Origin of the sequence: Streptococcus milleri (assembly GCF_900636525.1) — a bacterium.
Classification (GTDB): domain Bacteria; phylum Bacillota; class Bacilli; order Lactobacillales; family Streptococcaceae; genus Streptococcus; species Streptococcus hominis.
Map to the genome: position 1 here is coordinate 233958 of NZ_LR134288.1, position 18543 is coordinate 252500.

The window sequence follows — 18543 nt, forward strand, 5'->3', positions numbered from 1 at the left end:
GCATTCTTCTGTGTTTCCTTGTTTTCATATTGCCTTAAAAGTGATAAAATGGTAGGAAGAACTGGAGAGAGAACATGCCAAAAGAAGTGAATTTAACAGGCGATCAAGTGGTCGCTCTTACTAGAAAGTATTTATCATCAGAAGATGTCACCTTGGTGCAAAAAGCTCTATTCTATGCGGTAGATCGGCATCGGGGGCAATTTCGCCAATCAGGTGAGCCATATATCATCCATCCGATTCAAGTGGCAGGGATTTTAGCTAAGCTAAAGTTGGATGCGGTCAGTGTCGCTTGCGGTTTTTTACATGATGTTGTAGAAGACACAGCTGCAACTTTGGACGATTTGGAAGGCGAATTTGGACATGATGTGCGCGTGATTGTCGATGGTGTGACCAAACTTGGTAAAGTCAAGTATATGTCTCACGAGGAACAGTTGGCTGAAAACCACCGCAAAATGCTAATGGCGATGTCCAAGGATATCCGTGTCATTTTGGTAAAACTAGCAGACCGTTTGCACAATATGCGAACACTTAAGCACCTGCGCAAAGATAAACAGGAACGCATCTCACGCGAAACCATGGAAATTTATGCTCCATTAGCTCATCGTTTGGGGATTTCGAGCGTTAAATGGGAATTGGAAGATTTAGCTTTTCGATATTTGAATCCGACAGAGTTTTATAAGATTTCCCACCTGATGAAGGAAAAGCGTCGGGAACGTGAGGAATTAGTGGACGAAGTGGTTCATAAGATTGAAACCTATGCGTCTGAGCGTAATCTTCATGGGGAAATTTACGGTCGTCCAAAACATATTTATTCCATTTATCGGAAAATGCAGGACAAGAAAAAGCGTTTTGATGAAATTTATGACTTGATTGCTATTCGCTGCATTTTAGATACGCAAAGTGATGTGTATGCCATGCTGGGTTACATTCATGAACTTTGGCGACCAATGCCCGGACGTTTTAAAGATTATATTGCCAATCGTAAAGCGAACGGTTATCAGTCTATCCACACCACCGTTTATGGGCCTAAAGGTCCGATTGAGTTTCAAATTCGGACGAAAGAGATGCACGAAGTGGCTGAGTATGGGGTTGCCGCTCACTGGGCTTATAAAAAAGGCATTAAAGGTCAAGTTGATAGCAAAGAATCTGCGATTGGAATGAACTGGATCAAGGAGATGATGGAACTCCAAGACCAATCAAACGATGCGCAAGATTTTGTGGATTCTGTCAAAGAAAATTACCTTGCTGAGGAAATCTATGTCTTTACACCGGACGGAGCTGTCCGCTCGTTGCCAAAAGACTCTGGACCGATTGATTTTGCATATGAAATCCATACCAAAGTTGGTGAAAAAGCGGTCGGTGCCAAGGTAAATGGTCGCATGGTGCCACTGACTACGAAGTTAAAAACAGGGGATCAGGTCGAGATTATCACCAGTTCCAATTCCTTTGGACCAAGCCGTGACTGGATAAATGTTGTAAAAACAAGCAAGGCACGGAATAAGATTCGTCAATTTTTCAAAAACCAAGACAAGGAATTGTCCATTTCTAAAGGGCGCGAACTTTTACAGGCACAATTCCAAGAACATGGCTATGTAGCCAATAAATACATGGACAAAAAGCACATGGAAGAAGTCCTGCAAAAAACGAGCTACAAAACAGAAGAAGCTCTTTTTGCGGCAATTGGTTTTGGTGAGATTGGTGCGATTTCTATTTTTAACCGTTTGACAGAAAAAGAACGCCGTGAGGAAGAACGCGCTAAAGCGAGAGCTGAAGCAGAAGAGCTTGTCAAGGGCGGCGAAGTGAAACGGGAGAATAAAGAAACGCTGAAAGTCAAGCATGAGGGCGGCGTTATTATCCAAGGTGCGTCGGGGCTTTTGATACGGATTGCCAAATGCTGTAATCCAGTTCCTGGTGACGAGATTGTCGGGTACATTACCAAAGGTCGTGGGGTAGCAATTCACCGTAAGGACTGTATGAATCTGCGGGCGCAGGAAAATTATGAGCAGCGTTTGATTGATGTCGAATGGGAAGAAAATACCTCTACGAAAGAATATACAGCACACATTGATATTTATGGTTTGAATCGAGCAGGTCTTTTGAACGATGTGCTACAAGTCTTGTCCAATACAACCAAAAATATTTCTACTGTCAATGCACAGCCAACGAAGGATATGAAATTTGCAAACATCCATGTTTCTTTCGGAATCGCTAATTTATCTATGCTCACAACAGTTGTAGATAAGATTAAGAGCGTGCCAGAAGTTTATTCTGTCAAAAGGACAAATGGCTAGGTGAGGACAGCAGAGCGGAAATGTTTTGCTAGAATTGCGTTTTTGCGAATTCATTCACAAAATGTAACGGAAATTAGGAAGTTCAACAATGAAAATAGTGATTCAGCGTGTGAAGCGGGCTTCGGTATCGATTGATAGCGAACTTTATAATCAAATTCAGCAAGGGCTGCTGTTGCTAGTCGGTGTTGCTTCAGATGATGCTCAAGAAGATGTGGCATATGCAGCGAGAAAAATTGCCAATATGCGGATTTTTTCAGATGATGAAGGCAAGATGAACTTGTCCGTCAAAGACGTAAATGGAGAAATTCTTTCTATTTCTCAATTTACCCTTTACGCAGATACAAAAAAAGGCAATCGCCCAGCTTTTACAGGCGCTGCGCAACCAGACTTGGCTAGTCAATTATATGATGATTTTAACGAATTGCTAGGTCGAGAAATAGCTGTTAAAACAGGTGTTTTCGCAGCTGATATGCAGGTTGAGTTAGTCAATGACGGACCGGTGACGATTGTGTTAGATACGAAGAATCGTTGAGAAAATGATAAATAAAAACGAGTCTGGACAAAACTGTTCCAGACTTGTTTGCTTTACTTGTTTGCTTTCTAGGATAAAACTCAATACGCATTGAGCAGTCTCTAATGTGTTGATGTTATCAGCTTCGACTTCCTTTTATATTTTTTCCACATAAAGCTGTTGAGCGATAACAGAGTTGACTTGCAGCTCTTTTCCATTGACCTTGAGCGCATACAGTTGAGCGTAAGGATCGTATTGCTCCAGAATCAGCGTATCTCCCAGATGTAAATCGTGTTTTTCCAAATATTTTAATAATTCAAATTCATCGTGAACTCGTGCTAAGCGATAGGTCCCAGCATTTTCAACTTGATCCAATGTTAGTTGATACTTTTCAACTAGTAATTCACCTTTTGCAGGAATGGTTCCGCCGTGGGGGCAGGTTTCTGGGTAACCTAGCATTTTTTCTAAACGCTCGACAAATAATTCTGAAACGGTGTGTTCTAAAACTTCCGCTTCCTCGTGGATTTGATCTGTTGTGGTGTATTGTAGATTGTGTACCAGAAAATATTCAATTAAGCGATGTTTGCGATATAGTTCAGAGACAAGGTGGAGACCAAGCCTGGTCAATAAATAGCCCTTAATCTTATCTTTTATAATTAATTTTTCAGCAATCATCTTTTTAATCATTTCTGTGACAGCAGGGGGAGACACCTGCATTTGGACCGCGATTTCTTTATTTGTAATTTTTTGACTATGCGTACCAATCTCATAAATACATTTGAGGTAATCTTCTTTGTTTGGGGTCATGTTGTCCTTTTACTCCTTATCTTACTAGTATATCAAAAATAACTTAAGAATACAGCCGATAACCGCTTGTTTCAGAGAATGTAAGGCTTATTATTCAAGAAGAATTTTAAGTAAAAAGGAACTGGCAATCAATTCCGGCTCCTTTTTCCATTTCTTATTTGCTAAGACCTTCTGAAATCTTATCTAAGTTCCATTTCATCATGTCATAGTAGCTATCGCCTTTTTCTCCTTTTTCAGCGACTGAGTCAGTGAAAATTTTAGCATAAATTGGAATTTTCGTATCTTTTGAAACGGTCTTCATTGGACGTTCATCGACACTACTTTCGACAAAGAGTGAAGGGACTTTTGTTTTACGAAGTTTTTCAACTAGTGTTTTGATTTGGTCTGGAGTTCCTTCTTCTTCGGTGTTGATTTCCCAAATGTAAGCAGAAGGCACGCCGTAGGCTTTAGAGAAGTATTTGAAGCAACCTTCGCTGGTAACAATCATTTTCTTGTCAGCAGGAATGTTGTTGAATTTTTCCTTTGCTTCCTTGTCTAATTTTTCTAATTTTGCAGTATAGGCTTTCAAGTTCTTTTCGTAAGTTTCTTTATTTTTAGGGTCTTTTTCAATCAAACGTTTTGCAATATTTTTTGCATAGATAACTCCGTTTTCAAGATTGAGCCAAGCGTGTGGGTCTTCTTTTCCTTTTTCGCTTTGACCTTCAAGATAAATGACCTCAACACCGTCACTTACAGCATAGTAATCTTTGTTTTCAGTCTTTTTCGCATTTTTAACTAATTTTGTAAACCAAGCATTTCCGCCGGTTTCCAAATTGATGCCATTGTAGAAAATCAAATCAGCTTTTGATGTTTTTTTCACATCTTCTGGTAATGGTTCATATTCGTGTGGGTCTTTTCCGACTGGAACAATGCTGTGCAGATTGATTTTATCACCAGCGATATTTTTTGTAATATCAGCAATGATCGAGTTGGTAGCAACAACATTCAATTTTGAATTCTTAGTAGATGTTCCTTTCTGACCAGCGCAGGCAAAGAGTCCTACGACAGCCAAAAACAGAACGGCGACAAAACCTAATTTTTTCATATAAGGTTCTCCTTTGATAAATTTAATACTAACTTTATTTTAGCTTGGGTTTGTTTTTAAGTTTGTTAAATCGTTGTTTTGGAGCGATAAAGAAACTAATGGCAAAGATAATGGCGGATGTCAGTACAATGCTTGAGCCAGCCGCAACATTAAAGGTATAGCCAATGAAAAGTCCTAAGACAGATGCAATTGCCCCCAAGCTAGAAGACAAGATAATCATCGTTTTAAGACTGTTAGCGTAAAGATAAGCAGTAGCAGCAGGTGTAATCAGCATAGCAACAATCAAAATTGTTCCCACGCTTTGCATAGCTGTAACTGCAACCAGCGTCAAGAGAATCATTAAGAGATAATGATAAAAGTTGACTGGCATCCCCATCGCTTTTGCCAGAAGTGGATCGAAAGATGTAATCAATAATTCTTTGAAGAATAGTCCAATAATAATTAGAACAGCGATTCCGACACCGATTGTAATCCACATATCAATGTCTTGCACAGCTAAGATATTTCCAAAAAGAATATGGAAAAGGTCGGTTGAACTATTAGCAACTCCAATCAAAATGACTCCAAGAGCTAAAAAGGAACTAAAAGTTATTCCAATGGCAGTATCACTTTTGATAATTGAATTTCCTTTAATATAAGTAATAATGACCGAAGCTAAAAGCCCAAAAACAATGGCTCCGATAAAGAAGTTGATTCCTAAAATAAAGGAGAGTGCAACTCCCGGCAAGACCGCATGTGAAATGGCATCGCCCATCAAAGACATGCCTCTTAGGATAATGAAGCAACCAACTGCTCCAGCAACAATCCCGATGACAATGGCTGTAATCAGCGCATTTTGTAGAAAATGGAAATTTTGTAGTCCATCAATAAATTCTGAAAACATATTAGAGACCTCCATTCACAAAAAGCTGAGAGCCATAGGCTTTTTTCAAGTTTTCTTCTGTGAAAGTTGATGAAGTTTCTCCAATGGCAATGAGTTCTTTATTCAAAATTAAAACTTGATCAAAGTAATGTGGGACTTTTCCTAAGTCATGGTGAACAATGAGAATCGTTTTTCCTTGTTCTTTTAGACTGCGTAGCGTTGTCATGATGATTTCTTCACTGATTGAATCAATCCCAACGAATGGTTCATCCAGAAAGATACAGTCAGCTTCTTGTACTAGACAGCGCGCAATCAAGATCCGTTGAAATTGCCCTCCTGACAATTGGCTGATTTGGCGTTCAGCATAATCCTCTAAGCCGACAATGCGTAACGCATTTGTCACCTTGTCCCAGTCTGTGCTTGTTAGTCTGTGGAAGAGTTTCACTTTTGGATACAGTCCAAGAGACACACACTCTTTCACTTTGATAGGGAAGTTGTAGTCAATGTGAACTTTTTGTTCCACATAAGCTACATGGCTAAGTACCTTTGAGAATTCTTTATCATCAAGATAAGTTTGTCCAACATGATCAATGATGCCCAACATTCCTTTTAAAAGGGTTGATTTACCAGCTCCGTTGGGACCAATAACTCCCATGATAGTTGGGCCTTGGATTTCCAAAGAAATCTGATTGAGAGCAAGCGTTTCCTGATAAGAGACACTTAAATTTTCGATACGTATCATTTTTATACACCCCTACTATTAATATACCTTAAAATAAAAATTAAGTCAAGTTAATTTTTAGATTTTTTAAGAAAATCAGAAGCAAGGTTTGCCAGAAAACTCCCTTTTGATAAAAGTTTGATTATTCAGAACTTTTTTGATAGGATTAAGGTAAAACAATGAAAGCGAGAACAAGATGACACGTTTACAAGATGATTTTTTTGACTATGTTAATGGTGAATGGGAAAAAACAGCAGTTATTCCTGATGATAAGCCTATGACAGGTGGATTTATGGATCTGGATCAAGATATTGAAAAATTGATGCTGGCTACAACTGATAAATGGTTAGCAGGTCAAGATGTGCCGGATGATCCAATCTTGCAAAATTTTGTGAAATACCATCGTTTGGTGGCAGATTTTGACGGACGGGAACAAGCAGGAGTTACCCCTGCAATGCCGCTGGTGGAAGAATATAAAGCGCTCGGATCTTTCAAAGAATTTACTGGAAAGATTGCTGAATATGAAATGGCTGGAAAGCCAAATTTCTTTACTTTTGACGTCGCGCCAGACTTTATGAATGCGCAAATGAATGTTCTCTGGGCTGATGCACCTGGAATCATTTTGCCAGATACAACCTACTATGAAGAAGGAAATGAAAAAGGTAAGGAATTGCTGGCAATCTGGCGGAAAATGCAGGAAGAACTGCTGCCTAAATTTGGCTTTTCGAAAGAAGAAACAAAAGATATTTTAGATAAATATCTGGAATTGGATGCTAAATTAGCCAAGTATGTCCTGTCAAATGAAGAAAGCTCAGAATATGTGAAATTATATCATCCTTATGATTGGGCAGATTTCACGAAGCTAGCTCCAGAATTGCCACTTGATGCGATTTTTACAGAGATTTTGGGACAAATCCCGGACAAGGTGATTGTTCCGCAAGAGCGCTTCTGGAAAGAGTTTGCGGCGGAATATTATTCAGAAAAGAATTGGGCTGCTATCCATGCAGGATTGAAATTGTTTGCGGCTGGAGCATGGACTTCTTTGCTCACTGAAGAAATTCGTGTCCTTTCAGGTACCTATGCACGCGCTATCTCAGGTGTCCCAGAACCACGTCCAAAAGAAAAGGCAGCTTACCAGCTAGCGCAAGGTCCGTATAACCAAGCACTTGGTTTGTGGTATGCGGGAGAAAAATTCTCACCTGAAGCAAAAGCAGATGTAGAGCACAAAGTTGCTGCTATGATTGATGTTTATAAGTCGCGTCTGGAAACGGCGGATTGGCTCGCTAAGGAAACACGTGACAAAGCGATTGTCAAACTCAATGTCATCACACCGCATATCGGCTATCCAGAGAAATTGCCAGAAACCTATGCGAAAAAAGTGATTGATGAGAATTTGAGTTTGGTGGGGAATGCTCAAAATTTAGCAAAAATTTCTATTGCGCATACATGGAGCAAGTGGAACAAGGAAGTGGATCGCAGTGAATGGCACATGCCAGCCCATATGGTCAACGCGTATTATGACCCACAGCAAAATCAAATTGTGTTCCCAGCAGCCATTCTCCAAGCGCCATTTTATGATTTACATCAATCTTCATCAGCCAACTATGGCGGTATCGGTGCGGTGATTGCTCATGAAATTTCTCATGCCTTTGATTCAAATGGAGCTTCATTTGACGAACACGGAAGTCTAAATAACTGGTGGAAGCCAGAAGATTACGAGGCCTTCCAAGCACGTACTCAAAAGGTGATTGAGCAATTTGACGGACAGGATTCTTACGGTGCTAAAGTCAATGGGAAACTAACTGTTTCAGAAAATATTGCAGACCTTGGTGGTATTGCGGCAGCACTGGAAGCCGCTAAGAAAGAAGCAGACTTCTCTGCAGAAGAGTTCTTTACGAACTTTGCTCGTATCTGGCGCATGAAGGCTCGTCCAGAATACATGCAAATGCTAGCCAGCGTGGACGTGCATGCTCCCGGAAAACTCCGGACAAATATTCAATTGCCAAACTTTGATGATTTCTTTACGACTTTTGATGTTAAAGAAGGCGACGGCATGTGGCGCAAACCAGAAGAACGCGTGATTATTTGGTAATGGCATCACTTTATTCAAAACCAGTTGGAATGGTCAGCTGGTTTTTTGTGTGTTTAGCGTAGAGAGGCTAGCTAATTGCTTTGTCTTATGAATAAATTTCACAAGGAAGGAAAGTTTTCATGGACTGCAAAAATTAAAAAAACTGAAAATTTAATTTATTTCTCTGCTTGGGGGTGTTATAATGAATAAAGATAGAATAAAATGAAGAACATGAGGAGAAAGTGATGACAGAAGAGCAAGAAAAAATATCACGAGGCAGAAAGAAAGTGCTGATTGCTCGTTTGAAAGAACTGATCCAGCCTAAAATGAAACTGATTTATCTATCGGCTTTTTTAGCTTGGCTTCAATTCATCATGCGGATTTTGAGCTTTGCATTGATAGCAAAAGTTTTGTCGGATTTATATGAGGGAACACCATTGAATTTTTTGTCGGTTCTTTTTTGGCTGTTTTTCTTTTCTTGTTTAGGTTTTGCGCTTTCGCTTCTGGCGAAAAATTTCCAAGGAGTAGCTTCGCAGTTTGCTCGCAACAAACTAAAAGCAGCATTTTTTCAGGCTTTCGTAGATAAAGACGGAGAATTTCAGGATAGTAAGACGGCTGCAGATATTTTGACGGTAGCGTCACAAGGAATTGACAGTTTGGATACGTATTATTCTTATTATCTCCCCTTAAATCTACGAACGTATTTGAATTGCTTGACAGTGTTGGTGATTGTGTTTTTTCTGTTCCCTACTGGCGGTTTGATTTTTATTCTTTCGCTGCCTTTGATTCCTATGTCTATCATTCTCATGCAGAAGCGTTCGCGCAGGATTATGAATCGTTACTGGGCTTCTTATATGGACGTTGGCGATCTCTTTTTAGATGATCTTCAGGGGCTGAACACTCTTTATTCTTATCAGGCAGATGCAAAATATGAAAAGGAATTTGCAGCGCAGGCAGAGGATTTTCGTGATGCAACTATGGAACTTCTAGGATTTCAGCTACAGTCGGTTGGCTACATGGATGCCGTTATGTACTTGGGGATTGGTGTGTCAGGCTTCGTTGCAGCTTCCATGTTACAAGCAGGAAATTTATCACTATTTGCTATGATTTACTTTGTTTTTATTGCGACTGAGTTTTTCACGCCGATTCGTGAAGCTGGTTATGGAATGCATTTAGTTATGATGAATACCAAAATGGCTGATCGAATTTTTGGATTTTTGGACTCAATTGAAAAAGAAGCAAAAGAGGAACAGCAGGAATTGCCTCCTTTTAGTGAATTGACAGTTAATGGTTTGGATTTTGCTTTTGCGGATAGAAAATTATTTGAAAATCTAAGCTTTAAAATGAAACGTGGACAAATCTTAGCCATTGCAGGAGAAAGCGGCCGTGGGAAAACAACGTTAGCCAAGCTGTTGTTGGGGAAACGACAGGCGGACAGAGGTTTCATTTTCTTAGGAGAAAAAGAAATCGAAAGCTTATCAAAATCAACTATTTATCAGGAAGTCATGTATGTGTCAGCAAATAGTGTTCTTTTAAACGCATCCATTCTTGAGAATTTACAGTTGGCAGTAGATTGGCCGCGGGTTGAATTAGAGGACTGGATGGCTGAAAAAGGTGTTTTAGCATTTGTAAGAGATCTGCCTCAAGGTCTTGATACTCTTGTGGGGGAAAACGGCAGTCAATTATCACCGGGGCAACGCCAGCAGATCATTTGTGTGCGAGCTATCTTGGCCAAGCGTTCACTCTATCTGTTTGATGAAGTGACATCTAGTGTAGATAAAGACAATGAAGTGGCTATCTATGATTTGCTAAATTTGGTAGCGCAAAACGCACTTGTCATTGAGATTACCCATAAGATGAAACAAGTCGTTAAAGCAAGTCAAGTTCTCTTTATAGGAAAAGAAAAAACGGTTTTGGGAACGCCAGTAGAAGTCTATGAACAGAGTGAAGAATACCGCCAATTGGCAAATACCCAGCAAGAATTGGAGGAATTAACGCATGGAAACTAAAAAACGTTACACAACTCGTGTTATCCTCAGCAGACTTTTTCAGGTGATGAACCATTTGCTCCCTTTTATCGCTCTAGCGGTTTTCTTTGCGGTACTTGGCTTTGTCACAACGGTGACAATTCCAACTCTTGTGATTGTATTAGGTTTTCATGCTTTGAATGGTCAGCAGCCTGCTTGGTGGAGTCTGATTTTACTGATTGGACTAGCCCTGGCTCGGGGCGCCTTTCGTTATGGCGAGCATTATTTCGGGCATTTTGTTGCCTTCCATTCTCTGGCGGATTTACGTAAGCTCATTTTTGCGAAGCTACGCCGTTTGGCACCAGCGAAGTTGGATCATCAGGACAGCGGCAAATTGCTCAAGATGATTGGTGAAGATATTGAAGCGCTGGAAATCTTTTTTGCACATACGATAGCTCCCATTTGTACAGGGTTCTTGACAGCTCTTTTGATGGGAATGTATTTTGCATATTTCTCGTTTTGGTTTGCTTTAGTGACTTTAATGACTTATGGGATTTTAGCTATTATTTTACCGAGAATGTTTGCTCTCGGTTTACAAGATATTTTGCAGAAGCAAAATCAGGAACGCTCGAATTATGTTTCTTTTTTCTTGGAAAGTCTGAAAGCGATGGGCGATTTGTCTCAATTTGGCAAGAGTCACGAACGATTTGCAGAATTGACGGGCAGAAGTCAGACTGTGAACCAGTTGGAAAGACAGGTTACCCAGAAACAATATCTACAGCAAACGGTAACCTTTTTGGTGGTGGGACTGTCTCTTACAAGCGTTGCTCTTTTGGCATTCTATCAAGTGGAAAATCATCAGTTATCTTGGCAGGAAGCGGTTCTCGTTTTAGTTGCTTTTTCTAGCTCTTTTGCTCCTTTTTTAGAATTAGGACGCCTGCCTTTAGGATTTAAACGTGCTATGAATGCTGGTCGTACTGTTTTTGCTCTCTTAGATGAGGTAGAGCCCGTCCAAACTGGTCAGGAAATAGCTGTCACTTTAGACGATATTCTGATTGAGAATATGGATTTTGCTTACGACAATCGTCAGCAAAAGCTGTTTAATAATTTCTCTGCACATTTTGAAAAAGGGAAGATTATTGGCTTGATTGGTAAGAGTGGTAGTGGTAAATCAACCCTGATGAAGCTCATTATGCGTTGGTATGACAGCAATGCTGGTTCAGTCTTTCTTACTGGTGTAAACTCCAGAGAAGTTAATCGTCAGCATTTGCAGGCTTCCTTTGCTTATGTACCACAGATAGCTCAGCTTTTTCATCAATCTTTGAGAGAAAATCTCTTACTGGGGAGAAACGACATTAGTGATGAAAGTATCTGGAAGTTGGCAGAAAGATGCCGACTAAAAGAGTGCCTAGAAAGATTGCCGAATGGTTTGGATACAATTATTGACGGTGAACGTGACTTTTCAGCTGGAGAAAGACAGCGTTTAGAGCTTATGCGGGCACTCTTGAAAAAGGCGGATTGTTATATCTTTGATGAGCCGACTAGCAATCTTGATTCGCTCAACGAAGCGGCGTTTCTATCTATTGTAAAAGAAGAATGCCAAGGAATGATTTTTATGATTTCACACCGTACGTCAACAGTGGCATTTGCAGGTGAAATCTATGAATTGGACGCATCGCGGTTAAAGCGACTGCAATAAAAAGGGTAGAATAAATGCTAGGCTTCATATTTGAGGATTTTCCATTTAGCTATGGAGTTAAAACTTCTCAATAAAATGAGCTAGAAAACAAATCCAGTTAGTAAAGTATTCTTTTTTGATTATGTTTCCTCTTTCCCTAATTATGCCTTTTAAAATCGCCTAAAAATGGTATAATAATAACATCACAAAATTGGAGTGAATCAATGACTTTTTATAATCACAAATCAATTGAAAAAAAATGGCAACATTATTGGGCTGAAAATCATACCTTCAAGACAGGAACAGATGCTGACAAACCAAACTTTTATGCGCTGGATATGTTTCCTTACCCATCTGGAGCAGGTCTGCACGTAGGACACCCAGAAGGCTACACGGCGACTGATATTCTCAGCCGTTTCAAACGTGCTCAAGGTTACAACGTTCTTCACCCAATGGGCTGGGATGCTTTTGGGCTTCCTGCTGAGCAATACGCGATGGACACAGGAAATGACCCAGCTGAGTTTACGGCAGAAAATATTGCCAATTTCAAACGCCAAATCAATGCACTGGGCTTCTCTTATGACTGGGACCGTGAAGTGAATACAACGGATCCTAACTACTACAAATGGACTCAGTGGATTTTCACAAAATTATACGAAAAAGGCTTGGCATACGAAGCCGAAGTGCCAGTTAACTGGGTTGAAGAACTAGGTACAGCCATCGCCAACGAAGAAGTCCTTCCTGACGGGACATCTGAACGTGGTGGCTACCCAGTTGTCCGCAAACCCATGCGCCAATGGATGCTGAAAATCACAGCTTATGCTGAACGTCTGCTGGAAGATTTAGAAGACCTTGATTGGCCAGAGTCTATCAAGGACATGCAACGTAACTGGATTGGTAAATCAACTGGTGCCAATGTTACCTTTAAAATTAAGGGTACTGACAAAGATTTCACCGTATTTACAACTCGTCCAGATACATTATTTGGTGCGACTTACGCTGTTTTAGCGCCTGAGCACCCACTTGTTGAAGCTATTACAACACCAGAACAAGCGCAAGCAGTTGCTGACTACAAACATCAAGCAAGCCTTAAATCTGACCTTGCTCGTACGGACCTTGCTAAAGAAAAAACAGGTGTTTGGACTGGTAGCTATGCCATTAACCCAGTAAATGGTAAAGAAATGCCAATCTGGATTGCTGATTATGTTCTTGTAAGCTACGGTACTGGTGCTATCATGGCGGTTCCTGCTCACGATACACGTGACTGGGAATTCGCAAAACGATTCGGTTTGGAAATCATTCCAGTTCTTGAAGGCGGAAATGTTGAAGAAGAAGCTTACACAGAAGACGGACTTCATATCAATTCTGGTTTCCTAGACGGTCTTGATAAAGCGCAAGCTATTGACAAAATGGTTGAATGGCTTGAAGCAGAAGGCGTTGGTAACAAGAAAGTGACTTACCGCTTGCGTGACTGGCTCTTCTCACGTCAACGTTATTGGGGTGAACCAATCCCAATCATCCATTGGGAAGACGGCACAACAACAGCTGTTCCAGAAGAGCAATTACCACTTGTATTGCCAGTAACCAAAGATATCAAACCTTCCGGTACAGGGGAATCCCCACTTGCTAACTTGACCGATTGGCTGGAAGTGACCCGTGAAGACGGGGTGAAGGGCCGCCGTGAAACCAATACTATGCCTCAATGGGCTGGTTCCAGCTGGTATTATCTGCGCTATATTGATCCACACAACGATGAAAAATTAGCAGATGAGGAATTGCTCAAGGCTTGGTTACCAGTTGATATTTACATCGGTGGTGCAGAACACGCTGTGCTTCACCTTCTTTACGCTCGTTTCTGGCATAAATTCCTTTATGATTTAGGTATCGTTCCAACCAAGGAACCATTCCAAAAGCTCTTTAACCAAGGGATGATTTTGGGAACAAGCTATCGTGACAGCAGAGGAGCTCTGATTGCCAGTGATAAAGTTGAAAAACGTGATGGCTCCTTCTTTAACATCGAAACCGGTGAAGAGCTGGAGCAAGCTCCGGCGAAGATGTCTAAATCACTTAAAAACGTTGTGAACCCTGATGATGTGGTTGACCGTTATGGTGCGGATACGCTGCGCGTGTACGAAATGTTCATGGGACCGCTTGATGCGTCAATCGCTTGGTCTGAAGAGGGTCTTGAAGGCTCGCGTAAATTCCTCGACCGCGTTTATCGCTTGCTGACTAGCAAGGAAATTGTGGCAGAAAACAGTGGTGCGCTTGATAAAGTCTACAACCAGACAGTCAAAGCTGTAACTGAGCAGATTGAAGAACTCAAGTTCAATACAGCCATTGCCCAGCTCATGGTCTTTGTTAATAGCGCCAACAAGGAAGACCGTCTCTATGTGGAATATGCAAAAGGCTTGATCCAACTCCTAGCTCCATTTGCACCGCACTTGGCAGAAGAACTCTGGCAAGGATTGACACAATCAGGCGAGTCTATTTCATACGTTCTTTGGCCAACCTGGGATGAAGCAAAACTCGTTGAAGACGAGATTGAAATTGTTCTCCAAATCAAGGGCAAAGTTCGTGCGAAACTCGTTGTAGCAAAAGATTCCAGCCGTGAAGAACTTGAAAAACTTGCTCTTGCCAACGAAAAAATCAAGTCAGAAATCGCTGGCAAAGAAATCATCAAGGTGATTGTAGTCCCTAACAAACTTGTTAATATTGTTGTTAAGTAATAGGTTCTGTTAGCCGTAACCCCAACCTTCAATAGCTTCTCAGGCTATTGAAGTCACCTAAATTGGCGAATATTGTTGCGAAATAAAAGAAAAATGAGGATTCTGATAACATTTGGAATCCTTTTTTGCTACCTTAAACTAAAAAAGCTTAAACTTAAAAACAAGAAAAATAAAAAAAGATAAAAAAAGGTATTGACAAGAAGAGGAGGAGGTGATATACTAAGATAGTTGTCGCTTGAGGGGCGACAAAGACCTTTGAAAACTGAACAAGACGAACCAATGTGCAGGCGACTGTTTAAGAACAGTCCGTCAAACATTAAAAAGAAACAATAAATCTGTCAGTGACAGAAATGAGTGAGAGCTCAAACTTTATATGAGAGTTTGATCCTGGCTCAGGACGAACGCTGGCGGCGTGCCTAATACATGCAAGTAGGACGCACAGTTTATACCGTAGCTTGCTACACCATAGACTGTGAGTTGCGAACGGGTGAGTAACGCGTAGGTAACCTGCCTATTAGAGGGGGATAACTATTGGAAACGATAGCTAATACCGCATAACAGTATGTAACACATGTTAGATGCTTGAAAGATGCAATTGCATCGCTAGTAGATGGACCTGCGTTGTATTAGCTAGTAGGTAGGGTAATGGCCTACCTAGGCGACGATACATAGCCGACCTGAGAGGGTGATCGGCCACACTGGGACTGAGACACGGCCCAGACTCCTACGGGAGGCAGCAGTAGGGAATCTTCGGCAATGGGGGGAACCCTGACCGAGCAACGCCGCGTGAGTGAAGAAGGTTTTCGGATCGTAAAGCTCTGTTGTTAAGGAAGAACGAGTGTGAGAATGGAAAGTTCATACTGTGACGGTACTTAACCAGAAAGGGACGGCTAACTACGTGCCAGCAGCCGCGGTAATACGTAGGTCCCGAGCGTTGTCCGGATTTATTGGGCGTAAAGCGAGCGCAGGCGGTTAGAAAAGTCTGAAGTGAAAGGCAGTGGCTCAACCATTGTAGGCTTTGGAAACTGTTTAACTTGAGTGCAGAAGGGGAGAGTGGAATTCCATGTGTAGCGGTGAAATGCGTAGATATATGGAGGAACACCGGTGGCGAAAGCGGCTCTCTGGTCTGTAACTGACGCTGAGGCTCGAAAGCGTGGGGAGCGAACAGGATTAGATACCCTGGTAGTCCACGCCGTAAACGATGAGTGCTAGGTGTTAGGTCCTTTCCGGGACTTAGTGCCGCAGCTAACGCATTAAGCACTCCGCCTGGGGAGTACGACCGCAAGGTTGAAACTCAAAGGAATTGACGGGGGCCCGCACAAGCGGTGGAGCATGTGGTTTAATTCGAAGCAACGCGAAGAACCTTACCAGGTCTTGACATCCCGATGCTATTTCTAGAGATAGGAAGTTTCTTCGGAACATCGGTGACAGGTGGTGCATGGTTGTCGTCAGCTCGTGTCGTGAGATGTTGGGTTAAGTCCCGCAACGAGCGCAACCCTTATTGTTAGTTGCCATCATTGAGTTGGGCACTCTAGCGAGACTGCCGGTAATAAACCGGAGGAAGGTGGGGATGACGTCAAATCATCATGCCCCTTATGACCTGGGCTACACACGTGCTACAATGGCTGGTACAACGAGTCGCAAGCCGGTGACGGCAAGCTAATCTCTGAAAGCCAGTCTCAGTTCGGATTGTAGGCTGCAACTCGCCTACATGAAGTCGGAATCGCTAGTAATCGCGGATCAGCACGCCGCGGTGAATACGTTCCCGGGCCTTGTACACACCGCCCGTCACACCACGAGAGTTTGTAACACCCGAAGTCGGTGAGGTAACCGTAAGGAGCCAGCCGCCTAAGGTGGGATAGATGATTGGGGTGAAGTCGTAACAAGGTAGCCGTATCGGAAGGTGCGGCTGGATCACCTCCTTTCTAAGGAAAAAACGGAAGCCATTGAGTTTGTCTTGTTTAGTTTTGAGAGGTCTTGTGGGGCCTTAGCTCAGCTGGGAGAGCGCCTGCTTTGCACGCAGGAGGTCAGCGGTTCGATCCCGCTAGGCTCCATTAGGATAGAATCCTACTGAACTTAATAAAGAAGTGAAGTTGCATATGAGACTAACTTCTTAGGAAAAAAGATAAACTTCCTTGTGTTCGACGAACACAGCGTCAGTTTCCTATTTTTCTACAGAAGTTTTCGCAAGCGAACCGTCTCTTAATATCCTAAGATTAGCACATTGAAAATTGAATAACGATATCAAATAGTAACAAGAAAATAAACCGAAAACGCTGTGAATATTAATGAGTATATGACTGAGAGGTCAAAGATAAGGTTAAGTTAGTAAGGGCGCACGGTGGATGCCTTGGCACTAGGAGCCGAAGAAGGACGTGACAAACGACGAAATGCCTTGGGGAGCTGTAAGTAAGCGTAGATCCAGGGATATCCGAATGGGGGAACCCAGCAGGTACTACCTGTTACCCATCTCTGTTAAGGAGATGAGGAGGAAGACGCAGTGAACTGAAACATCTAAGTAGCTGCAGGAAGAGAAAGCAAAAGCGATTGCCTGAGTAGCGGCGAGCGAAAGGGCAAGAGGGCAAACCGAGAAGTTTACTTCTCGGGGTTGTAGGACTGCGATGTGGACTTAAAGATTATAGAAGAAAACCTTGGGAAAGGTTGCCAGAGAGAGTAAGAGCCTCGTATTTTAAATAGTCTTTATACCTAGCAGGATCCTGAGTACGGCGGGACACGAGGAATCCCGTCGGAATCTGGGAGGACCATCTCCCAACCCTAAATACTCCCTAGTGACCGATAGTGAACCAGTACCGTGAGGGAAAGGTGAAAAGCACCCCGGGAGGGGAGTGAAAGAGAACCTGAAACCGTGTGCCTACAACAAGTTCGAGCCCGTTAATGGGTGAGAGCGTGCCTTTTGTAGAATGAACCGGCGAGTTACGTTATGATGCGAGGTTAAGTTGAAGAGACGGAGCCGTAGGGAAACCGAGTCTGAAGAGGGCGCCATAGTATCATGATGTAGACCCGAAACCATGTGACCTACCCATGAGCAGGTTGAAGGTGAGGTAAAACTCACTGGAGGACCGCACCAGGGCACGTTGAAAAGTGCTTGGATGACTTGTGGGTAGCGGAGAAATTCCAAACGAACTTGGAGATAGCTGGTTCTCTCCGAAATAGCTTTAGGGCTAGCGTCGACAGAAAGATTCTTGGAGGTAGAGCACTGTTTGGGTGAGGGGTCCATCCCGGATTACCAATCTCAGATAAACTCCGAATGCCAATGAATTATGGTCGGCAGTCAGACTGCGAGTGCTAAGATCCGTAGTCGAAAGGGAAACAGCCCAGACCACCAGCTAAGGTCCCAAAATAATTGTTAAGTGGAAAAGGATGTGGGGTTGCACAGACAACTAGGATGTTAGCTTAGAAGCAGCTATTCATTCAAAGAGTGCGTAATAGCTCACTAGTCGAGTGACCCTGCGCCGAAAATGTACCGGGGCTAAAACAATTTACCGAAGCTGTGGATCCTTTAGGGGATGGTAGGAGAGCGTTCTATGTGTGGTGAAGGTGTACCGTGAGGAGCGCTGGAGCGCATAGAAGTGAGAATGCCGGTATGAGTAGCGCAAGACAGGTGAGAATCCTGTCCACCGTAAGACTAAGGTTTCCAGGGGAAGGCTCGTCCGCCCTGGGTTAGTCGGGACCTAAGGAGAGACCGAAAGGTGTATCCGATGGCCAACAGGTAGAGATTCCTGTACTAGAGTATAGAGTGAAGGAGGGACGCAGTAGGCTAACTCAAGCGTGCGAATGGAAGAGCACGTCTAAGCAGTGAGGTGT

10 protein-coding genes, 1 tRNA gene and 2 rRNA genes (1 of these 13 cut by a window edge) are annotated in these 18543 nt (G+C 42.3%); 9 read left to right on the forward strand and 4 right to left on the reverse strand.

Annotated elements, in window-relative coordinates:
• The first annotated feature begins 74 nt into the window (after positions 1-74).
• Together EL087_RS01240 and dtd are read left to right on the forward strand one after the other, a co-directional pair.
• Entirely contained in the window at positions 75-2291 is a 2217-nt protein-coding gene (locus tag EL087_RS01240; protein ID WP_003039124.1) for a RelA/SpoT family protein, read from the forward strand.
• A gap of 88 nt (positions 2292-2379) precedes the next feature.
• Positions 2380-2823 (forward strand): D-aminoacyl-tRNA deacylase, encoded by a 444-nt coding sequence (dtd, locus tag EL087_RS01245; protein WP_126406331.1) that lies wholly within the window; start codon positions 2380-2382, stop codon positions 2821-2823.
• Between the two features lie 135 nt (positions 2824-2958).
• Here dtd and EL087_RS01250 read toward each other — a convergent pair whose 3' ends face one another.
• The 4 genes from EL087_RS01250 to EL087_RS01265 all read right to left on the reverse strand — a co-directional run bounded on the left by EL087_RS01250 (position 2959) and on the right by EL087_RS01265 (position 6297).
• A complete protein-coding gene (locus EL087_RS01250; protein ID WP_126406334.1) occupies positions 2959-3609 on the reverse strand; it encodes a metal-dependent transcriptional regulator in 651 nt (216 codons plus the stop codon).
• A gap of 154 nt (positions 3610-3763) precedes the next feature.
• Positions 3764-4693: a metal ABC transporter substrate-binding protein gene (locus EL087_RS01255; protein WP_126406337.1), complete on the reverse strand. Its 930-nt coding sequence runs from the start codon at positions 4691-4693 to the stop codon at positions 3764-3766.
• A 34-nt stretch (positions 4694-4727) separates the two neighbouring features.
• Complete coding sequence (locus tag EL087_RS01260) at positions 4728-5576, reverse strand: metal ABC transporter permease (RefSeq protein WP_003037625.1); 849 nt, start codon at positions 5574-5576, stop codon at positions 4728-4730.
• A gap of 1 nt (position 5577) precedes the next feature.
• On the reverse strand, positions 5578-6297 hold the full coding sequence (locus EL087_RS01265) for a metal ABC transporter ATP-binding protein (protein ID WP_003028891.1): 720 nt from the start codon (positions 6295-6297) through the stop codon (positions 5578-5580).
• 175 nt (positions 6298-6472) lie between these two features.
• Between EL087_RS01265 and EL087_RS01270 the strand changes: the two genes are divergently transcribed.
• The 7 genes from EL087_RS01270 to EL087_RS01300 form a co-directional block, all read left to right on the forward strand.
• Positions 6473-8368: a M13 family metallopeptidase gene (locus tag EL087_RS01270; RefSeq protein WP_126406340.1), complete on the forward strand. Its 1896-nt coding sequence runs from the start codon at positions 6473-6475 to the stop codon at positions 8366-8368.
• 224 nt (positions 8369-8592) lie between these two features.
• Positions 8593-10356 carry an ABC transporter ATP-binding protein/permease gene (locus tag EL087_RS01275; protein ID WP_126406343.1) on the forward strand — a complete coding sequence of 588 codons (1764 nt, stop codon included), beginning with the start codon at positions 8593-8595 and terminating at the stop codon, positions 10354-10356.
• Positions 10346-12013 (forward strand): amino acid ABC transporter ATP-binding/permease protein, encoded by a 1668-nt coding sequence (locus EL087_RS01280; protein WP_126406346.1) that lies wholly within the window; start codon positions 10346-10348, stop codon positions 12011-12013. Before EL087_RS01275 ends, EL087_RS01280 begins: the two co-directional genes overlap by 11 nt.
• Before the next feature lie 203 nt (positions 12014-12216).
• Positions 12217-14718 carry a leucine--tRNA ligase gene (gene leuS, locus EL087_RS01285; protein ID WP_126406348.1) on the forward strand — a complete coding sequence of 834 codons (2502 nt, stop codon included), beginning with the start codon at positions 12217-12219 and terminating at the stop codon, positions 14716-14718.
• Positions 14719-15087: 369 nt separating this feature from the next.
• Positions 15088-16643, forward strand: a 16S ribosomal RNA gene (locus tag EL087_RS01290).
• Between the two features lie 56 nt (positions 16644-16699).
• Positions 16700-16772, forward strand: a tRNA-Ala gene (locus EL087_RS01295).
• Positions 16773-17036: 264 nt separating this feature from the next.
• Positions 17037-18543 (forward strand): 23S ribosomal RNA (locus EL087_RS01300); it runs 1394 nt beyond the window's last position.
• The 16S and 23S rRNA genes sit together here with 1 tRNA gene alongside, the layout of an rRNA operon.

Excerpts from the sequence above, each read along its gene's own strand:
- EL087_RS01240 (WP_003039124.1), top strand. The coding sequence starts at position 75 with ATGCCAAAAGAAGTGAATTTAACAGGCGATCAAGTGGTCGCTCTTACT.
- dtd (WP_126406331.1), top strand. The coding sequence starts at position 2,380 with ATGAAAATAGTGATTCAGCGTGTGAAGCGGGCTTCGGTATCGATTGAT.
- EL087_RS01250 (WP_126406334.1), bottom strand. The coding sequence starts at position 3,609 with ATGACCCCAAACAAAGAAGATTACCTCAAATGTATTTATGAGATTGGT.
- EL087_RS01255 (WP_126406337.1), bottom strand. The coding sequence starts at position 4,693 with ATGAAAAAATTAGGTTTTGTCGCCGTTCTGTTTTTGGCTGTCGTAGGA.
- EL087_RS01260 (WP_003037625.1), bottom strand. The coding sequence starts at position 5,576 with ATGTTTTCAGAATTTATTGATGGACTACAAAATTTCCATTTTCTACAA.
- EL087_RS01265 (WP_003028891.1), bottom strand. The coding sequence starts at position 6,297 with ATGATACGTATCGAAAATTTAAGTGTCTCTTATCAGGAAACGCTTGCT.
- EL087_RS01270 (WP_126406340.1), top strand. The coding sequence starts at position 6,473 with ATGACACGTTTACAAGATGATTTTTTTGACTATGTTAATGGTGAATGG.
- EL087_RS01275 (WP_126406343.1), top strand. The coding sequence starts at position 8,593 with ATGACAGAAGAGCAAGAAAAAATATCACGAGGCAGAAAGAAAGTGCTG.
- EL087_RS01280 (WP_126406346.1), top strand. The coding sequence starts at position 10,346 with ATGGAAACTAAAAAACGTTACACAACTCGTGTTATCCTCAGCAGACTT.
- leuS (WP_126406348.1), top strand. The coding sequence starts at position 12,217 with ATGACTTTTTATAATCACAAATCAATTGAAAAAAAATGGCAACATTAT.